The sequence below is a fragment of the Providencia sp. genome, from assembly GCF_040396775.1.
GTDB lineage: Bacteria > Pseudomonadota > Gammaproteobacteria > Enterobacterales > Enterobacteriaceae > Providencia.
In genome coordinates this window covers 497,357-514,783 of record NZ_JBEBNT010000001.1, presented here as the reverse complement: position 1 = coordinate 514,783, position 17,427 = coordinate 497,357, and the positions used below count along the sequence as shown (strand labels likewise).

Here is a 17,427-nt window from a genome sequence, read left to right as displayed (position 1 = left end):
ATAATTACATTCTTTCGACGGTTTCGATACCTAGTGTATCTAGACCTGTTTTTAAGGTTTTTTGCGTTAACGCGGCTAATTTTAAGCGGCTTTGGCGTACGGCTTCATCTTCTGTTGATAAAATCGGGCAATGTTCGTAGAAACCAGAGAATAAACCAGCCAGTTCGTACAGGTAAGCACACATAACGTGTGGGGTGCCATCACGTGCAACCGTGAGAATGGTTTCTTCAAACTGCAATAAACGTGTTGCTAGTGCGATTTCACGCGGGTCTTGCAGTGAAATAGGTAGCGTGAGATCTGCTTGCGTTAAGTTGGCTTTTTTGAAGATAGAGGCAACACGGGTATACGCATATTGCATATAAGGTGCAGTGTTTCCTTCAAACGCTAACATGTTATCCCAATCGAAGATGTAGTCCGTGGTTCTATTTTTCGACAGATCCGCATATTTCACGGCACCGATACCAACGACATTTGCCACATTCTGTAACTCATCTTCTGGCATGTCAGGGTTTTTCTCGCGGATCAGTGCTTGCGCACGTTCAACGGCTTCATCTAACAAATCAGATAGGCGAACAGTGCCGCCAGTACGGGTTTTAAATGGTTTACCATCTTTACCTAACATCATACCAAACATGTGATGTTCGAGAGCCATTGACTCTGGAATATAACCTGCTTTACGGACGATAGTCCAAGCTTGCATCAAGTGTTGGTGCTGACGTGAATCGATATAATAGAGTGAGCGATCAGCATGAAGTGTTTCATGACGGTATTTCGCACAAGCAATGTCAGTCGTGGTGTATAAGAAGCCGCCGTCTTTCTTCTGGACAATGACGCCCATCGGTTCGCCTTCTTTATTTTTAAATTCATCAAGGAAAACGACCGTTGCGCCTTCACTTTCAACGGCTAACCCTTTCGCTTTTAAATCCGCGACGATACCCGGTAACATGCTGTTATATAAGCTTTCACCCATGACATCATCTTCTGTTAACGTCACGTTTAATCGTTGATAGGTTTCTTGGTTCTGCTTCATCGTGATATCAACGAGCTTACGCCACATTGCACGGCAGTATTCATCACCAGATTGCAGTTTTACAACATAGCCACGTGCGCGCACTGCGAATTCTTCATCTTCGTCATAGTGTTTTTTGGCTTCGCGATAAAACTCTTCCAGATCAGCCAGCGCCATATCATTGGCATTTTCATTTTGCACTTTTTCAAGATAGGCAATCAACATGCCGAACTGGGTTCCCCAGTCGCCAACGTGGTTAGCGCGGATCACGCGATGGCCGATAAATTCTTGGGTGCGCGCTGCTGCATCACCAATAATGGTTGAACGCAGGTGACCTACGTGCATTTGTTTTGCTACGTTAGGGGCGGAATAGTCGATAACAATGGTTTCGGCTTTTACTGGTGCAAGGCCTAAACGTTGGGATGCAAGCGCTTCTTCAACGTGTTTTTCAATCCACGAAGGTTCAAGGAAGATATTAATAAAGCCAGGCCCTGCAATTTCAACTTTGCTGGCAATGCCGTCTAAATCTAAGTGAGTGAGAATTTGTTCAGCGAGTTGTCGTGGTGGCATCCCCAGTTTTTTAGCCGCGCCCATCACGCCATTGGCTTGATAATCACCAAACTGTGCTTTAGCGGATTGACGCACGAGCGCATCACTGTCAGCTGGAGCACCCGCTGCAAGCATTGCAGCACTAATTTTATCTGAAAGAATCGCCTGAATATTCACTGAATTACCTTAAATTACCAACATAGTTACCACATTGTGCCATCACATGCGAAGAACTAAAAGGTGGAAGAGAAAAATCGGCAGGTTTTATACCATATTTTGGGGGAGTCATGCTACAGTCAGCGCCATTGTTTAGCGAATGAGTAGATAAAAAGAGGTTTTTGTTGTGCTGCCATTTTGTGACGTTCCACAATTAAACGATTTATGGGAAGACTTACCTAAATTTACCGACCAATTACAAGCAATGGCGCGAGTGCTTGATTTATCATTAACGGATTACGTTATTGACCACATTTCAATGCGTTGTCATCACCTTGAAACTGCCTTGCGTTGGCATGAGGGGTTACAGCAATGCAGTCAGCTTATTTCCGATAACATCATCAATGGCAGGCCAATTCGCTTGTATGAGCTTGACGAACCTTTGCAAATTGCTGGGCAAGACGTATTTATTATCGAATTACCGTTTCCTAAAGATAAAAAATACCCACAAGAAAGCTGGGAACACATTGAAATGGTGATTGATGTACCGCCAACTAAACTGGAGGAAACTGCGCGAGCCTTGTTACCTAAGCTGTTACCTGCAGGGTTTAGTATAAAAGTGAGTCAACCTAAAGGTCAGCAAGAACGATTGCCTAATCCAACATTGGCAGTATCAAATGGCAGCATAACCGTTAAATACCATCCATTTTCGCTAAAAAAGATAATTGAAAGTGAAAAATAAGTGATGCAATTAACGTTATTGATCAATAATGCCAGTGTTTTTTTCGGGGTGTGATATCCATCCGATAACATTTTTTAATAAATGGCATTATTCGAAACGGAATCAACAATGAATATTCTACCCCTATCTATTTGTATTAGGGGAATTTAAAGCATGGGCTTTATTACCACAGTTGGAGGTAATCATGGCAAAACTGGAAATTTGCTGTTTCGGAATTGAATGTGCTCAAGTGGCGCAAGAATACGGGGCTGACCGTATCGAATTATGCTCTGGTGCTGCAGATGGCGGTTTAACACCAAGCTATGGCTATCTGAAATTAGCAAGGGAAAAACTTCACATTCCAGTTCATCCTATTATTCGTCCTCGTGGTGGTGATTTTTGCTATAACGTCAGTGAGTTTGACGTTATTCGTGAAGATTTAATCATGATTAAGGAAATGGGGTTTCCGGGGGCTGTCATTGGTATTCTTGATAGCGAAGGGCGTATTGATATTAACCGCATGCATGGCTTGATGGAAATCGCTAAAGGAATGAATATTACTTTCCATCGCGCGTTTGATATGTGTATTAATCCACTCCTTGCCTTAGAGCAACTAAATGAATTGGGCGTGGCGCGAATTCTGACTTCAGGCCAACAGCAAAGTGCTGAATTAGGCTTGCCATTATTAAAAGAATTGCACGAAAAAAGCCAAGAAATCAATGGCCCAAAAATTATGGCGGGAGCAGGGGTTCGTTTAGCTAATTTAAGCAAGTTTATGGAGATTGGGCTAGCAGAGGTACATAGCTCAGCGGGCAAAACAGTGCCTTCAACCATGAATTACCGCAAGGTCGGCGTGACGATGGCGTCTAATAGCGAAACGGATGAGTTCACGCATTACTGCGTTGATGGGCCAACAGTGGAAGCCATGAAAGACTTTATTTCTATCACGGAAAAAGTGTTGGCTTAGTACAGTGCACCATAAGAAAGTAAAGGAGAAACCTGTTTTAGGTTTCTCTTTCTTTTGTTCAATACAATTTGGGTTTCCCACAAACAAAAGTAGTAACGCTATAATTTCTATAAATATTCTCTATTAGTTATCTTCCTTGCAATAGTCAATTATGCGCCAAAATCAAATAAAATGTGTGGATTATTTGGTTTATGTAGACAACATATTCACAAACTCGCCTTGGTTGATGCACATCAATTAACCACATGAAATACATGCCTATTATCTTATTATTATAAAAATATATTTTTTAGTTAATTTAATAATAATTAGAAGGTAGCAATGTAATGATTAATCACTTTGGAAAGAAAACGTTAAGCAGGAGGCGATTTATTCAAGCTTCTGCTTCAGCCGCAACAGCAACTGCTGTCGCAAGTTCTATCTCATTACCCTTCATGACACAAGCCGCACCAATCGTTAAAACTCAGCCAGATGAAATAAATGAAAAAATCAAATATAGCGCTTGTTTAGTTAACTGTGGTAGTCGTTGCCCACTAAAAGTGCATGTCAAAGACGATGTTATTACGCGCATCTCTAATGAAACGATGTATGACGATAGTCAATTTGGTTTGCATCAGATACGCCCATGCTTAAGGGGGCGTTCGGTACGTTGGAAAACGTATAATCCAGACAGAATAAAATACCCGATGATACGTGTAGGGAAGCGAGGAGAAGGCAAATTCAAGCGTATTAGCTGGGATGAAGCGACGACTATCGTTGCTGAAAAATTAAAAGAAACAATAAATAAATATGGCAATGAAGCGATTTATTACCAATATGGTTCTGGTTCAACAGGGGCTAATTTACAAGGGCGGAATGCCTGTAAACGCCTGTTAAATCAATTAGGTGGTTTTCTTGATCAACATGGAACGTATTCAACGGCGCAGATAAACGGCGTGATCCCCTATGTGTATGGCAAGCTGGATGACTCCTTGTTATCTGAAATTGCCAATAGTGATCTGGTCGTTATGTTTGGGCACAACATTGCGGAAACACGGATGTCAGGTGGTGGGCAATTTTATGAAACCTTGCAAGCGTTAGAAAAAAGTAAAGCCAAGGTGATTATTATTGACCCTCGTCGAACCGACAGTGTGACCACGTTAGGGGCGGAGTGGGTACCCATTTACCCCGGCACGGATGGTGCACTAGTTGCTGCCATTATCCATACATTAGTTAAAGAAGAATTAACGGATGAAGCCTTTCTTGCTCAATATTGTGTTGGGTGGGATAGCAAAACATTACCTGACTCATCCCCTGAAAATGCATCATACAAAGACTATATTTTAGGGCTTGGTGACGACGGAATCGAAAAAACACCTGAGTGGGCGAGCCAGATAACAGGGGTATCACCAACACGTATTATCCAATTGGCGCGTGAGTTAGGAACAGCCAAAGCGGCTTGGATTTCACAAGGTTGGGGCCTACAAAGAACGGCTTCAGGGGAACAAGCTGCGCGAGCAGTGATGATGTTGCCTATTGTGACGGGGAATATTGGACGGGCAGGGACGAATGCAGGGGGATGGGGCGGAAATGTCGCTTACCCAGTTCCTGGATTTGCGATTCCAAACCCTGTAAAAACCAAAATTCCGTGCTTTATGTGGACAGATGCCATTTCCCGTGGAACCGAAATGACGGCGAAAAACGCCACATTATTAGGCAAAGAAAAACTCGAAACTAATGTGAAATTTCTTTGGCATTACGCCAGTAATGTGACGGGAAATCAGCACTCAGATTTAAATAAAACCCATAAGATTTTGGCGGATGAATCACTCTGTGAATTTATTCTTGTGTGGGATATTCACATGACGCCATCCACAAACTATGCAGATTTAATTTTACCGGATGTGAGCAGCGTTGAATCAAATGATTTAATCAATAACTCTTATGCCAGCGGGGCATATCATTATGCCATACGCTTGCAAAATGCCATTACACCTTTATGGGAATGTCGCCAATCTTATGATGTGTTAGCAGATATTGCTGAAAAACTAGGAATCAAAGACCAGTTTACAGAAGGGCGAACGCATGAGCAGTGGATAGAGCATTGTTATAACCAAATGCGAGAAAAAAATCCGCAGTTACCGACATTTGAAGAAACAAATGACATGGGGATTGTCGATAGAAAACTGGCGAACAGTGCAGATTATATTGCCTTGAAGTCTTTTAGAGATGCACCAACAGAAAACCCACTACCAACACCATCAGGTAAAATTGAAATTTATTCTGAGCGTTTGGCGAAGATTGCCCAAGAGTGGGAATACCCAGATGATCAACGCATTCCTGCCGTACCAGAATATTGTGTGAATACCGAAGGGGTTGAAAATACACAAGCAAGGGAAAAATATCCGCTACAAATGACAGGCTTTCACGATAAAGGCCATGCTCACTCATCTTACTTTAATGTTGCCGTATTACGAGAGGCAGTACCCCACCAATATTGGATAAACCCAATTGATGCAGCGACTCGTGGCATTCAAGATGGAAATATTACTGAGATTTTTAATGATAGAGGGCGTATCAAAATAAAGGCGAGGGTGACTGCGAGGGTTCTACCGGGCGTGATTGCCGTTCCGCAAGGGGCATGGCGTGAACTCGATAGCGAAGGGGTTGATATTGGCGGTTGTATTAACACGTTAACAACTCAACAGCCTTCGGCTTTAGTGAAAGGCAATCCTCAACATACTAACCTCGTTGATGTGAAACGCGCATAAGGAGTGGCAAATGAAACAGTATGGTTTTTATTTTGACTCGACCAAATGCACGGGATGTAAAACCTGTCAGGTGAGCTGTAAAGACGAAAAGGATTTAGACCTTGGCCCTAAATTTCGCCGTGTTTACGAATTTGGTGGAGGGAGTTGGCAGCAACAAGACGGCATTTGGCAACAAAATGTGTATAGCTATTATTTGTCAATCTCATGTAATCACTGCTCAAACCCAACGTGTGTCGAGGGGTGCCCAACGGGTGCAATGCATAAACGAGAGCAAGATGGTTTAGTGGTTGTCGACCAAACCATTTGTGTTGGCTGCCGTTATTGCGAATTACGTTGCCCTTACGGTGCGCCGCAATATGATGAAAAGAAAAAGTTGATGAGCAAATGTGATGGCTGTTATGAACGGGTTGAAAAAGGCATGAAGCCTGTGTGTGTCGAGTCGTGCCCGCAACGTGCGTTAGATTTTGATGATATTAACGTGTTACGAGAACGCCATGGCAAAATCAGTGGGATTGCCCCAATGCCAGACCCAAGTTTAACAAATCCCAATATCGTCATTAAGCCACATAAAGATGCTAAGCCATCGGGTGATAAAAGCGGCACATTACAAAACCCTGCGGAGGTCTAACATGCACGAACTTCCTCTTGTCTTTTTTACGGTGTTTGGTCAGTCCGCAGCAGGGCTTTACCTGTTCGCTTATTTAAGCAAACGAGTCGGTTGGTCAAGCAGTGAACAACTGCGTAGCGCTAACATGCTGGCCTTTGTGTTGATGCTTATTGCATTAATTATTGGTAGCTTGCATGTGGGGCAACCGTTGCGCTTCTTTAATATGTTGTTAGGTGTAGGGCGTTCACCAATGAGTAACGAAGCCCTATTAAGCGGGATTTTTGTTGCCTTTGGTGCGGGTATTGTCTTTTTTACGTTGTTTGTCAAAAATATGATGCTACGCGAAGTGTGTAATGTGGGCGCAATTATTTTTGGACTCGCATTCACTTGGTCAATACCGCAAGTTTATAACATTGAAACAGTTGCTAATTGGTTTACAGTTTTCACAACGCTACAAATGTGGATGACACTGTTTGTTGGCGGTGGGGCACTGGCGATTTTAATGGGGGCACAGCGACTTGGTTCGATGGCATTCCTGCTTGGTGCAGTGATTATTTTCGCCACAAGAGCCGCCTATATCTCATTTCTCGGTGAAACAGGGCCTGAGCTTAGTGGTGAGCAAGCTGGTTTTTGGGCATTCCAGTTAGTGGTTATTGCGGTGATGCTTTTTATTTACCCTGCACTGTTATACCGAGGCCGTAATTCGGTTTTCATACTGGGGATTTGTGCACTAGCGGTGATCGTTGCCGAATTATCTGGGCGAGTTGCATTTTATAACTTATGGCAGATAACAATGTAATGTTCGAATGATTAGATGTGCCTATTGGTTATACCGATAGGCACGTTATTTGTTATGGCTTACGTGCAACTAAAATTGCACGTAATGGAGCAGGGTAACCTTCAATGGTCTTAGTTTGATCATTCGGGTCTAAAAATTCGGCGAGTGAGTCTGTCTTCATCCATTGCGTTCGGCGCTGTTCTTCTAACGAGGTCACCGCTTGGTCAACAATACGCACATCAACAAAACCGCATTTTTCTAACCATACTTTAAGCATTTTAGCGGAAGGAATAAAATAGACATTACGCATTTGGGCGTAGCGGTCACCTGGGATAAGGCATTGAAATTCATCGCCTTCAACCACTAAGCTTTCAAGCACTAATTCACCTTCACTTACCAACTGGTTTTTCAATTGCCATAAGTGATCAAGTGGGGAACGACGATGATACAGAACCCCCATAGAAAATACGGTATCAAAGGCTTTTAACTCAGGAAGTTGTTCAATACCAAGGGGTAATAAATGTGCCCGTTGGTCATCCACCAATAACTTTCTAACGGCTTCAAATTGGCATAAAAAAAGCTCTGTAGGGTCAATGCCGACAACAAGTTTGGCTTCTTGCCCTAACATACGCCACATATGGTATCCACTGCCACAGCCAACATCTAACACATATCGGTCTTTTAGTGATGAAATATGCGGTAAAACGCGATCCCATTTCCAATCGGAACGCCATTCGGTATCAATATTGACGCCATAAAGGGAAAACGGGCCTTTACGCCATGGCATTAATTGCTCAAGGATATTATTCAAACGGCGTACTTCGCCAGAGGTAAGTTCAGGCTCGCGAGTTGCGGTCACGCTGTTGACTAAGTCCAGATGAGTTGGGTGCATAACAGGCAAATTATCGAGCATTTTTTCCCATGAGGAAAAACCACCGTGTAAACCTTGTTTTTTCCACTCGGCTAATTGCGCAGGTAAGGTTTCTAACCAATGGCTTAATGGGCCAATGGCAATTTGTTGGTAAAAACGACCAAAATCAATCATCTTTAAACCCCTTTAAGCGCTAACAGTGAGCCGAAATTAAAACATTGGAACCACACTTCGCAGTGGCTAAACCCAACCTGTTTTAGGCGTGCTTTGTGAGTTTCAACGGAGTCAGTCAACATCACGTTTTCTAGCATGCTGCGTTTCTGGCTGATTTCGAGCTCGCTATAGCCATTCGCGCGTTTGAAATCATGGTGCATATTGAATAGCAACTCACCTATCTCGTTGTCCTCAAAATTAAACTTTTCGGAAAGTACCAAAATGCCACCAGGCTGTAATCCACGATAAATTTTTTCGAGCAATAACAAGCGGTCATCAGGGTTAAGGAATTGCAAAGTAAAATTGAGCACAACCATTGATGCATTTTCAATATTGACGTCGCGAATATCACCTTCGATAACCTCAACAGGGGTTTCTGCACGGTAGGCATCAATATGGCGCCGGCATCGTTCCACCATTGCAGGGGAGTTATCAATAGCAATTATTTTGCTATTTTCAACGGCAATATTGCGCCGAATAGAAAGCGTTGCCGCACCCAATGAGCAGCCCAAATCATAGACGTGACTGCTTGGTTTTACAAAACGGCCTGCAAGCATGCCAATCATGGTAATAATATTGGAATAACCCGGCACAGAGCGCTGGATCATATCGGGAAAAACTTCGGCGACTTTTTCATCAAATTGCCAATCACCAAGATTAGCAATCGGTGCGGAAAAAAGACTGTCTTTATGGTTAGGATCCTGACTGGACATAAGTTCTGTATTAATAAGCAAACAAAAGTAGTGGAGGATTGTACCAGAAAGGTGACGTAGTGAAAATCAATCCATTGAGAATGAAATAATGAGGCGGCACATTAGGTTGTGCCGTAGAAAGCGGTTAAAGATTGAATGACACGATTTGTAGCCACGGTAGGTAATAAGTATTCGCAATAACCATTAATGCCATCGAAAGATAAGTAGCAACCATACCCGAGCGGCGGTAAGAATGGTCATGGTTTTTTAAGCCATAAGAGTGAAGTAACCGACCTGCAATTAAAATTAGGCCACAAATGTGGATCATCCAAACTTGCGCACCGTTCATCTCCATTAAAAGCAACAAAATAAGGGAAATAGGAATGTATTCAATGGCATTACCATGAACACGGATTGCGGTTTGTAGTTCATAAAAACCACCATCACCATAGGCTATACGGTACTGGTTACGTAGCTTCACAACATTTAAGGATAATCTAAGCAGCAGTAAGGCACCCAGTACAGCGTACAAAGAGCTGACCATTTTTTACTCCACCATAAAACGAATCAAATTATGAAAACACCTAAAAATATAAGTTATAGTAATGGGTATTGACGATATTTTGTAAATTGTAAATCCTAAAATGCCGTTCGACAAATGAATTCACAACTTTTTTGGGTAATCACGCAGGGTTATTTGACTAAACCATCTTGTTTAAGTTGGGTGAGAACAGCGGCGGCGGTTGTGGAGCAACGTGGTAAATCTTCACTGGTAAACCATGCTAATTCCGCAATTTCAGCGGCGGGCTGTGGTTTTCCTTGGTAATCTGCAAAGTAGCAACGAATTCGCACTTGCGTCCCGTCTTTTTTCCCATCGGCTAGCCCCAAGAATTCGCCATAAAAACGAATTGTGGAGATATCTAGCTGTAACGTTAATTCTTCTTCAGTCTCGCGATATAAAGCTTGCTCATCGCTTTCGCCTTGCTCCCGTTTCCCGCCCGGGATGTAAAATAAGCTTTTATTGTAAGAACGCACCATGGCAACTTTATTTTCAGATAAGGCAATTAACCCAAGCTTATCAATAATTTTATCACTCATAATTTCGCCACTCTTGTTATTTTCGATGGTTATTTTAATCAATTTGGTTGTCATAAAATAAAGTCATTAAGCGGGTAATAGACCTACTTAATGACTATCAAGAATTAAAATTTATTTCTTTTCAACGATTTTTACAAGTTCATAGCGGATACTAGGTGCATCTGCTGGTGGGTTTGGTACATCAAATTGTTTAACTTGTAAGATATAAGAGAAGCCCGGCTGATATTCAAAACCTTGAATAGAGCTGTAGAATAATTGCCAGTCATCATTCGGGTTTTCTTTAACTTTCATACATTTCATTGGGGCAACACCCACACAGTCTGCGAGTGTAGAATCAACATAAAATGTTTTATTGTTATCAATATCTGCGGTTTTCGCGGTTTGGCATCCAACCAGTAACATCAGCATAGATGAAGCAAGTAACAGTTTTTTCATGTGCAATCCTTAAGCGGCAGACGATGATTAATTAGGTTTATTACCTAGCTGACGGGATTATAGCAAACAGAAAAAGGTAACAATTCCTAAATCGACCTAATAACCGAAATGAATACGTTGTTTAGAATAAAAAATAGGGCAAATGTCATATGGCGCAAGGTTTGTATTCTTTTTGTACAGCAGTAAGTAAATATAGAAATAAACCTTTGCTGCAATATATACATGGCGTCTTTAGTCCCTTAAAATCAATTCAACCATATTCTTCATTTATTCCTATCTAGGGTTGATAATTTTATTGGGATTGATTAATCATCGTAAAATTGATGAAAATATGATTAAAAACAAAATGATTTAGGCGATAAGCGGTATTCGCAACTATTTGTCTAACAGAATTTCCTGTATAATGTCTGCCTTTTTGACATTCTGAATTTTCAGCCCGTGTTTCGCCAATAGGGTTCAGCAAAATGCCAAAATCCCGCAGCAAGCAAAAGCACAACAGCTGAGTAAAAGGATATTGTATGCGTACTAATTATTGTGGGCAGTTAAACATCGCTCACGAAGGCCAACAGGTCACTCTTTGTGGATGGGTAAACCGCCGTCGCGACTTAGGTGGTTTGATTTTTATCGATATGCGTGACCGTGAAGGCATCGTTCAAGTTTTCTTCGATCCGGATCGTAAAGACATATTTGAAAAAGCGTCAGAGCTGCGTAATGAGTTCTGTATCCAAATCACAGGGACAGTACGCGCGCGTCCAGATAGCCAGAAAAATAAAGATATGGCGACTGGGGAAATTGAAATTTTTGCACAAGAGCTTCATGTATTCAATAAATCAGAACCATTGCCGCTTGATAGCAACCAAACGAATACGGAAGAACGCCGCTTAAAATACCGTTATTTAGATTTACGTCGCCCAGAGATGTCTGAGCGCTTACGTACTCGTGCGAAAATCACCAGCTTTGTTCGTAACTTCATGGACACAGAAGGTTTTGTTGACGTTGAAACGCCAATGTTAACCAAAGCAACCCCTGAAGGTGCTCGTGACTATTTAGTCCCAAGTCGTGTTCATAAAGGTAAATTTTACGCGCTGCCACAATCTCCACAACTGTTTAAACAGTTACTGATGATGTCTGGCTTTGACCGCTATTATCAAATCGTAAAATGTTTCCGTGATGAAGATTTACGTGCTGACCGTCAACCTGAATTTACCCAAATCGACGTTGAAACCTCATTTATGACCGCAGAGCAAGTGCGCGAAATCATGGAACGCATGATCCGCAACCTGTGGTTAGATGTGAAAAACGTCGATTTAGGCGACTTCCCAATCATGACGTTTGCAGAAGCGATGCGCCGTTATGGTTCAGATAAACCAGACCTTCGTAACCCAATGGAGCTGGTGGATGTTGCTGATATCGTTAAAGATGTTGAGTTTGCAGTATTCTCTGGCCCTGCGAATGACCTGAAAGGCCGTGTTGCCGCATTAAAAGTGCCGGGTGGCGCAGCAATGACCCGTAAGCAAATTGACGAATATGGCCAATTTGTCGGTATTTATGGTGCGAAAGGCTTGGCTTGGATGAAAGTCAATGAGCGTGCTAAAGGCTTAGAAGGTATTCAAAGCCCAGTGGCGAAATTCCTCAGTGAAGAGGTGATTAACCAACTGTTAGACCGTACTGGTGCAGCAGATGGCGATATCATTCTATTCGGTGCGGGTGCGAAAAATGTCGTTACCGACTCTATGGGCGCACTACGCTTGAAAGTGGGTCGTGATTTTGAACTGACAAACTTAAACAGCTGGCAGCCTCTGTGGGTTATCGACTTCCCAATGTTTGAAGAAAATGGGGAAGGTGGCTTAACAGCGATGCACCATCCATTCACATCGCCGAAAGATTTCTCGCCAGAAGAGCTGGCTGCTAGACCTGAAGACGCAGTTGCCAACGCTTACGATATGGTGATCAACGGTTATGAAGTGGGTGGAGGTTCTGTGCGTATCCACCGCAATGAAATGCAACAAACTGTGTTTAGCATTTTAGGGATTAATGAAGAAGACCAGCGTGAGAAATTTGGTTTCTTATTAGATGCGCTGAAATACGGCACACCACCACACGCAGGTTTAGCATTTGGCCTTGACCGTTTAGTGATGCTGTTGACTGGAACAGATAACATTCGTGATGTTATTGCCTTCCCGAAAACAACGGCTGCGGCATGCTTAATGACCAATGCGCCAAGCCATGCAAATCCAGACTCATTGACCGAGCTGGCGATTGCTGTTGTGGCGAAAGACGAAGAGTAAAACGGCGAATGACTGCATTTAAGCGCCCTGAATCGGTATTAGTCATTATTGTGGCTGAAACAAGCGGTCGGGTGCTAATGCTACGGCGTAAAGATGATCCAGACTTTTGGCAGTCCGTGACTGGAAGTCTGGAATCTAACGAAAAACCGTATGAAACGGCGTGTCGTGAAATCAAAGAAGAGACAGGTTTTGACATCGAACAAAACGATATACAAGACTTGTCCCATAGCATCATCTTTGAAATTTTTCCGCATTTCAGGCATCGTTATGCACCTGATGTAACGCATTGCAAAGAGCACTGGTTTAAAATGGTGCTTGATGAAGAACACATGCCATTACTGACTGAACATACTGAATTTCGTTGGTTAAGCCCAAATGAAGCGGCGAAACTCACTAAATCATGGAGTAACAGTCAGGCTATTTTAGAATTTGCTAATTAATTATTGTATTGACGTTTTTGGAGATATTTCATGGCAGGTCATAGTAAATGGGCCAATACCAAACACCGTAAAGCAGCCCAAGATTCTAAGCGCGGTAAGATTTTTACAAAAATTATTCGTGAGCTCGTCACCGCTGCACGTTTAGGTGGTGGCGATACTGGCACTAACCCACGTTTACGTGCCGCAGTGGACAAAGCATTATCAAATAACATGACTCGTGACACCTTAAACCGTGCAATTGCACGCGGTGTGGGTAATGATGAAAATGATAATATGGAAACCATCATTTATGAAGGTTATGGCCCTGGTGGTACAGCCGTTATGGTTGAATGCTTAAGTGACAACCGTAACCGTACCGTATCTGAAGTGCGCCACGCGTTCACCAAAACAGGTGGTAACCTAGGAACGGATGGTTCTGTCTCTTATTTATTCACCAAACGTGGCGTGATTACGTATGCACCGGGTGTGGATGAAGACGCATTGATGGAAGCGGCGCTTGAAGCCGGTGCTGATGACGTTGAAACTTATGACGATGGTGCGATTGATGTTTACACCACATTTGAGACGTTTGGTACTGTTAAAGATGCATTAGATGCAGCAGGCTTTACTAGCGAAGCGGCTGAAGTTTCGATGATCCCATCGATCACCGCAGAACTTGACGCAGAAACAGCGCCAAAATTGATGCGCCTTATCGACATGTTAGAGGACTCTGACGACGTTCAAGAAGTTTACCATAACGGTGATATTTCTGACGAAGTTGCAGCGACACTGTAATCAGTGGCGTACTATTTTACATCTGTAATTTAGTCCCTCCGCGTAGAGAAAGCGGGCTGACGCAGCCTGCTTTCTCTAACGCCTTTGTTTTTTCTTCTTCTATACTTTTTGTATATCCCTTGCTTAACACGAAGAATCAAATGGCTATTTAATTGAAATAGATAGTATTATGCTGCTAAGTAATATCATGAATAACGAGCAATAAATATTAAGAGGCATAAATCGATTCTTTATGGCAATTATATTAGGAATTGACCCCGGTTCTCGCGTCACCGGTTATGGCGTCATTCGCCAACAAGGCAGGCAATTACTGTATTTAGGCAGTGGCTGCATTCGCACACAAGTTGATGATTTACCAAGTCGTCTGCAACGTATTTATGCGGGGGTCTCGGAAATTATCACCCAATATCAGCCAGATGTTCTTTCAATAGAACAAGTTTTTATGGCAAAAAACCCAGATTCAGCGCTCAAATTAGGCCAAGCTCGCGGGGTGGCGATTGTCGCAGCAGCAAATTTAAGCATTCCTGTATTTGAATATGCGGCTCGTCAAGTGAAACAAACGGTTGTGGGCACTGGGGCGGCTGAAAAAAGTCAAGTACAACATATGGTTAAATCGATTCTTAAGCTATCCGCTAACCCACAGTCTGATGCGGCGGATGCACTGGCGATCGCGATTACGCACTGTCACTTTAATCAGAACTTATTAAAAGTGGGCGATCCGCGTTTGGTATTAACGCGTGGGCGGCTAAGGTAGAGTTTGTCCGAAAGCCGATGGTATGAAAACAAATAGCTTGCAACTGGATATGCATCCAGCCTTTTTTGTGGTATAAACAGCACTATTAATAACGTTTTGCTAAACAGATTTCGGCTTAGGCCATAATAGAGGAATTCAATGTGATTGGTCGTTTACGTGGCATTGTATTAGAAAAGCAACCACCAATAGTTTTATTAGAACTGCAAGGCGTAGGCTATGAAGTCCATATGCCTATGACGTGTTTCTATGAATTACCTGATATTGGCCAAGAAGCCATTGTTTTCACACATTTTGTTGTACGCGAAGATGCCCAATTACTGTATGGTTTTAACGATAAGCAAGAAAGAGCGCTGTTTAAAGAGTTAATTAAAGTAAATGGTGTTGGGCCAAAGCTTGCATTAGCCATCCTCTCTGGCATGTCTGCCCAACAATTTGTCTCTGCTATTGAACAAGAAGCCATTGCTTCATTGGTTAAATTACCGGGGATCGGCAAAAAGACAGCTGAGCGTTTAGTTGTTGAAATGAAAGACCGATTCAAAGGGTTGAATGGTGACTTATTCAATCAAACCAGCGATATCAACTTGCCAGATGTTAATAGCAAAGTGCCAAGTACCGCTGATATTGAAGCAGAAGCGGCAGCTGCATTGATTGCATTGGGCTACAAGCCACAAGAAGCTAGCCGTATGGTGAGTAAAGTCGCGAAGCCGGGCAGTGATTCGGAAACATTGATCCGTGATGCCCTACGTGCAGCACTCTGATTAAGAGGCCATTGAGATGATTGAAGCAGATCGCCTAATTACCGCTGAAGTTTTACAGTCGGATGAAGAAGCCATTGATCGTGCGATTAGGCCAAAACTACTTAGTGAATATATTGGTCAGCCGCAAGTAAAAGATCAAATGGAGATTTTTATCCAAGCGACCAAAATGCGGGGCGATGCGCTTGACCATCTATTAATTTTTGGCCCACCAGGGCTGGGTAAAACGACACTTGCCGGGATTGTTGCCAACGAATTAGGCGTAAATTTGCGAACAACGTCAGGGCCAGTACTGGAAAAAGCGGGTGATTTAGCCGCGATGCTAACCAATTTAGAGCCACATGATGTGCTTTTTATTGACGAAATTCACCGTCTTTCCCCCGTGGTTGAAGAAATTCTTTATCCTGCAATGGAAGACTACCAATTAGATATTATGATTGGTGAGGGTCCCGCTGCACGTTCTATCAAAATTGACCTCCCACCCTTTACCTTAATTGGCGCTACAACACGGGCAGGGTCGTTGACTTCCCCGCTGCGTGACCGGTTTGGCATCGTACAGCGGCTTGAGTTTTATCAGGTTGCGGATTTACAACATATTGTCAAACGCAGTGCCCAGTATATGGGGCTCGATATTACAGAAGAAGGGGCGATGCAAGTCGCGATGCGTTCTCGTGGGACTCCGCGTATTACAAATCGCCTGTTACGACGTGTACGTGATTTTGCGCAAGTTAAAGGGGATGGCTCAATTGATGAACTTATCGCAAACAAAGCCTTGGACATGCTCAATGTGGATGCTGCAGGTTTTGATTATTTAGACCGCAAATTACTTGTCGCGATTATCGATAAATTTATGGGCGGACCTGTTGGTGTTGATAACTTAGCCGCAGCCATTGGCGAAGAGCGCGAAACAATCGAAGATGTTTTAGAACCTTATTTAATCCAGCAAGGTTTTATTCAACGTACCCCTAGAGGGCGAATGGCGACGGCACATGCCTATAATCATTTTGGTTTAACACCAAAAGAAGTGTAATTTCTTTTTCTCCCTCTCTTCAGAGGGAGAAAAATCAACATGTTAAATAAAAACTACTGAATATCTGGATTCAGGGCATAATCAACATCTGTATTTCCAATATCTTCAGGAAGCCCATAATTCATAATACTGCGCAGGTCTAGGTTATTTTCAGATTTACAGGATTTTTTATTAATAATTTTGTTTCCTTGGTAAACAACCAGCCCGTCAAAGTACCAGCCTTTCCCTTCACCTTGGTAAAGTACATAATTATAATTGCCATTTTGAAAGCGGATGTAAACTGAGTCTGCACCATTAGCAAAATAACGCTGCCCGACAAAAATATTCTTTTTACCTTTGGCATTCGCGGGTAGGGTGATCTCAGTTTTCCCTAAGGTTCCATAGCGATAAATGGGTGTTTTGCCTTTCTCAACAACAACGCTAACTAATTTATTATTTTCTAACTGACATGAGTATTCTATTGCGCTTGCAGATGCTGAAAATAATCCTAGAGAGACTAAAAGCGTGAGAGCTTGCTTCATTTTACTATCCTGTAATTTG

Annotated in this window: 18 protein-coding genes; 11 read left to right on the top strand and 7 right to left on the bottom strand. The window is 42.6% G+C overall.

The window, feature by feature from the left end; all coding sequences use genetic code 11:
• Positions 1-4: 4 nt before the first annotated feature.
• Positions 5-1,735, bottom strand: coding sequence for an arginine--tRNA ligase (gene argS / locus ABWP91_RS02335; protein WP_353241835.1), 1,731 nt, complete (start codon positions 1,733-1,735; stop codon positions 5-7).
• Positions 1,736-1,901: 166 nt separating this feature from the next.
• Between argS and ABWP91_RS02330 the strand changes: the two genes are divergently transcribed.
• The 5 genes from ABWP91_RS02330 to ABWP91_RS02310 all read left to right on the top strand — a co-directional run bounded on the left by ABWP91_RS02330 (position 1,902) and on the right by ABWP91_RS02310 (position 7,558).
• Complete coding sequence (locus tag ABWP91_RS02330) at positions 1,902-2,456, top strand: VOC family protein (protein ID WP_353241834.1); 555 nt, start codon at positions 1,902-1,904, stop codon at positions 2,454-2,456.
• A 184-nt stretch (positions 2,457-2,640) separates the two neighbouring features.
• Complete coding sequence (cutC, locus tag ABWP91_RS02325) at positions 2,641-3,402, top strand: copper homeostasis protein CutC (RefSeq protein ID WP_353241833.1); 762 nt, start codon at positions 2,641-2,643, stop codon at positions 3,400-3,402.
• Positions 3,403-3,728: 326 nt separating this feature from the next.
• Positions 3,729-6,152 (top strand): DMSO/selenate family reductase complex A subunit, encoded by a 2,424-nt coding sequence (locus ABWP91_RS02320; protein ID WP_353241832.1) that lies wholly within the window; start codon positions 3,729-3,731, stop codon positions 6,150-6,152.
• Between the two features lie 10 nt (positions 6,153-6,162).
• A complete protein-coding gene (locus ABWP91_RS02315; protein ID WP_353241831.1) occupies positions 6,163-6,780 on the top strand; it encodes a DMSO/selenate family reductase complex B subunit in 618 nt (205 codons plus the stop codon).
• A gap of 1 nt (position 6,781) precedes the next feature.
• Positions 6,782-7,558: a dimethyl sulfoxide reductase anchor subunit family protein gene (locus ABWP91_RS02310; protein ID WP_353241830.1), complete on the top strand. Its 777-nt coding sequence runs from the start codon at positions 6,782-6,784 to the stop codon at positions 7,556-7,558.
• Between the two features lie 52 nt (positions 7,559-7,610).
• Here the strand turns inward: ABWP91_RS02310 and cmoB are convergent, their stop codons facing one another.
• The 5 genes from cmoB to ABWP91_RS02285 form a co-directional block, all read right to left on the bottom strand.
• On the bottom strand, positions 7,611-8,582 hold the full coding sequence (cmoB, locus tag ABWP91_RS02305; protein ID WP_353241829.1) for a tRNA 5-methoxyuridine(34)/uridine 5-oxyacetic acid(34) synthase CmoB: 972 nt from the start codon (positions 8,580-8,582) through the stop codon (positions 7,611-7,613).
• A 2-nt stretch (positions 8,583-8,584) separates the two neighbouring features.
• Positions 8,585-9,334, bottom strand: a complete 750-nt coding sequence (cmoA, locus tag ABWP91_RS02300; RefSeq protein ID WP_353241828.1) for a carboxy-S-adenosyl-L-methionine synthase CmoA — start codon at positions 9,332-9,334, stop codon at positions 8,585-8,587.
• Positions 9,335-9,458: 124 nt separating this feature from the next.
• A complete protein-coding gene (locus ABWP91_RS02295) occupies positions 9,459-9,857 on the bottom strand; it encodes an MAPEG family protein (RefSeq protein WP_353241827.1) in 399 nt (132 codons plus the stop codon).
• 149 nt (positions 9,858-10,006) lie between these two features.
• On the bottom strand, positions 10,007-10,411 hold the full coding sequence (locus tag ABWP91_RS02290; protein ID WP_353241826.1) for an NUDIX hydrolase: 405 nt from the start codon (positions 10,409-10,411) through the stop codon (positions 10,007-10,009).
• A 111-nt stretch (positions 10,412-10,522) separates the two neighbouring features.
• A complete protein-coding gene (locus ABWP91_RS02285) occupies positions 10,523-10,846 on the bottom strand; it encodes a DUF4377 domain-containing protein (protein WP_353241825.1) in 324 nt (107 codons plus the stop codon).
• A 518-nt stretch (positions 10,847-11,364) separates the two neighbouring features.
• Here ABWP91_RS02285 and aspS point away from each other — a divergent pair.
• From aspS to ruvB, 6 genes are all read left to right on the top strand, one after another.
• Positions 11,365-13,134, top strand: coding sequence for an aspartate--tRNA ligase (aspS, locus tag ABWP91_RS02280; RefSeq protein WP_353241824.1), 1,770 nt, complete (start codon positions 11,365-11,367; stop codon positions 13,132-13,134).
• 8 nt (positions 13,135-13,142) lie between these two features.
• Positions 13,143-13,574, top strand: a complete 432-nt coding sequence (gene nudB / locus ABWP91_RS02275) for a dihydroneopterin triphosphate diphosphatase (RefSeq protein WP_353241823.1) — start codon at positions 13,143-13,145, stop codon at positions 13,572-13,574.
• 30 nt (positions 13,575-13,604) lie between these two features.
• Complete coding sequence (locus ABWP91_RS02270) at positions 13,605-14,348, top strand: YebC/PmpR family DNA-binding transcriptional regulator (RefSeq protein ID WP_210835615.1); 744 nt, start codon at positions 13,605-13,607, stop codon at positions 14,346-14,348.
• Positions 14,349-14,580: 232 nt separating this feature from the next.
• The gene (ruvC, locus tag ABWP91_RS02265; protein ID WP_206084169.1) at positions 14,581-15,102 is read left to right on the top strand and encodes a crossover junction endodeoxyribonuclease RuvC; all 522 of its coding nucleotides are present in this window, start codon (positions 14,581-14,583) and stop codon (positions 15,100-15,102) included.
• Between the two features lie 140 nt (positions 15,103-15,242).
• The gene (ruvA, locus tag ABWP91_RS02260; RefSeq protein WP_219248376.1) at positions 15,243-15,860 is read left to right on the top strand and encodes a Holliday junction branch migration protein RuvA; all 618 of its coding nucleotides are present in this window, start codon (positions 15,243-15,245) and stop codon (positions 15,858-15,860) included.
• Between the two features lie 16 nt (positions 15,861-15,876).
• A complete protein-coding gene (gene ruvB, locus ABWP91_RS02255; protein ID WP_353241822.1) occupies positions 15,877-16,887 on the top strand; it encodes a Holliday junction branch migration DNA helicase RuvB in 1,011 nt (336 codons plus the stop codon).
• Positions 16,888-16,940: 53 nt separating this feature from the next.
• On the opposite strand, the gene ABWP91_RS02250 is transcribed toward ruvB, so the two are convergent.
• Positions 16,941-17,408 carry a hypothetical protein gene (locus ABWP91_RS02250; RefSeq protein WP_353241821.1) on the bottom strand — a complete coding sequence of 156 codons (468 nt, stop codon included), beginning with the start codon at positions 17,406-17,408 and terminating at the stop codon, positions 16,941-16,943.
• Between the last annotated feature and the right edge of the window lie 19 nt (positions 17,409-17,427).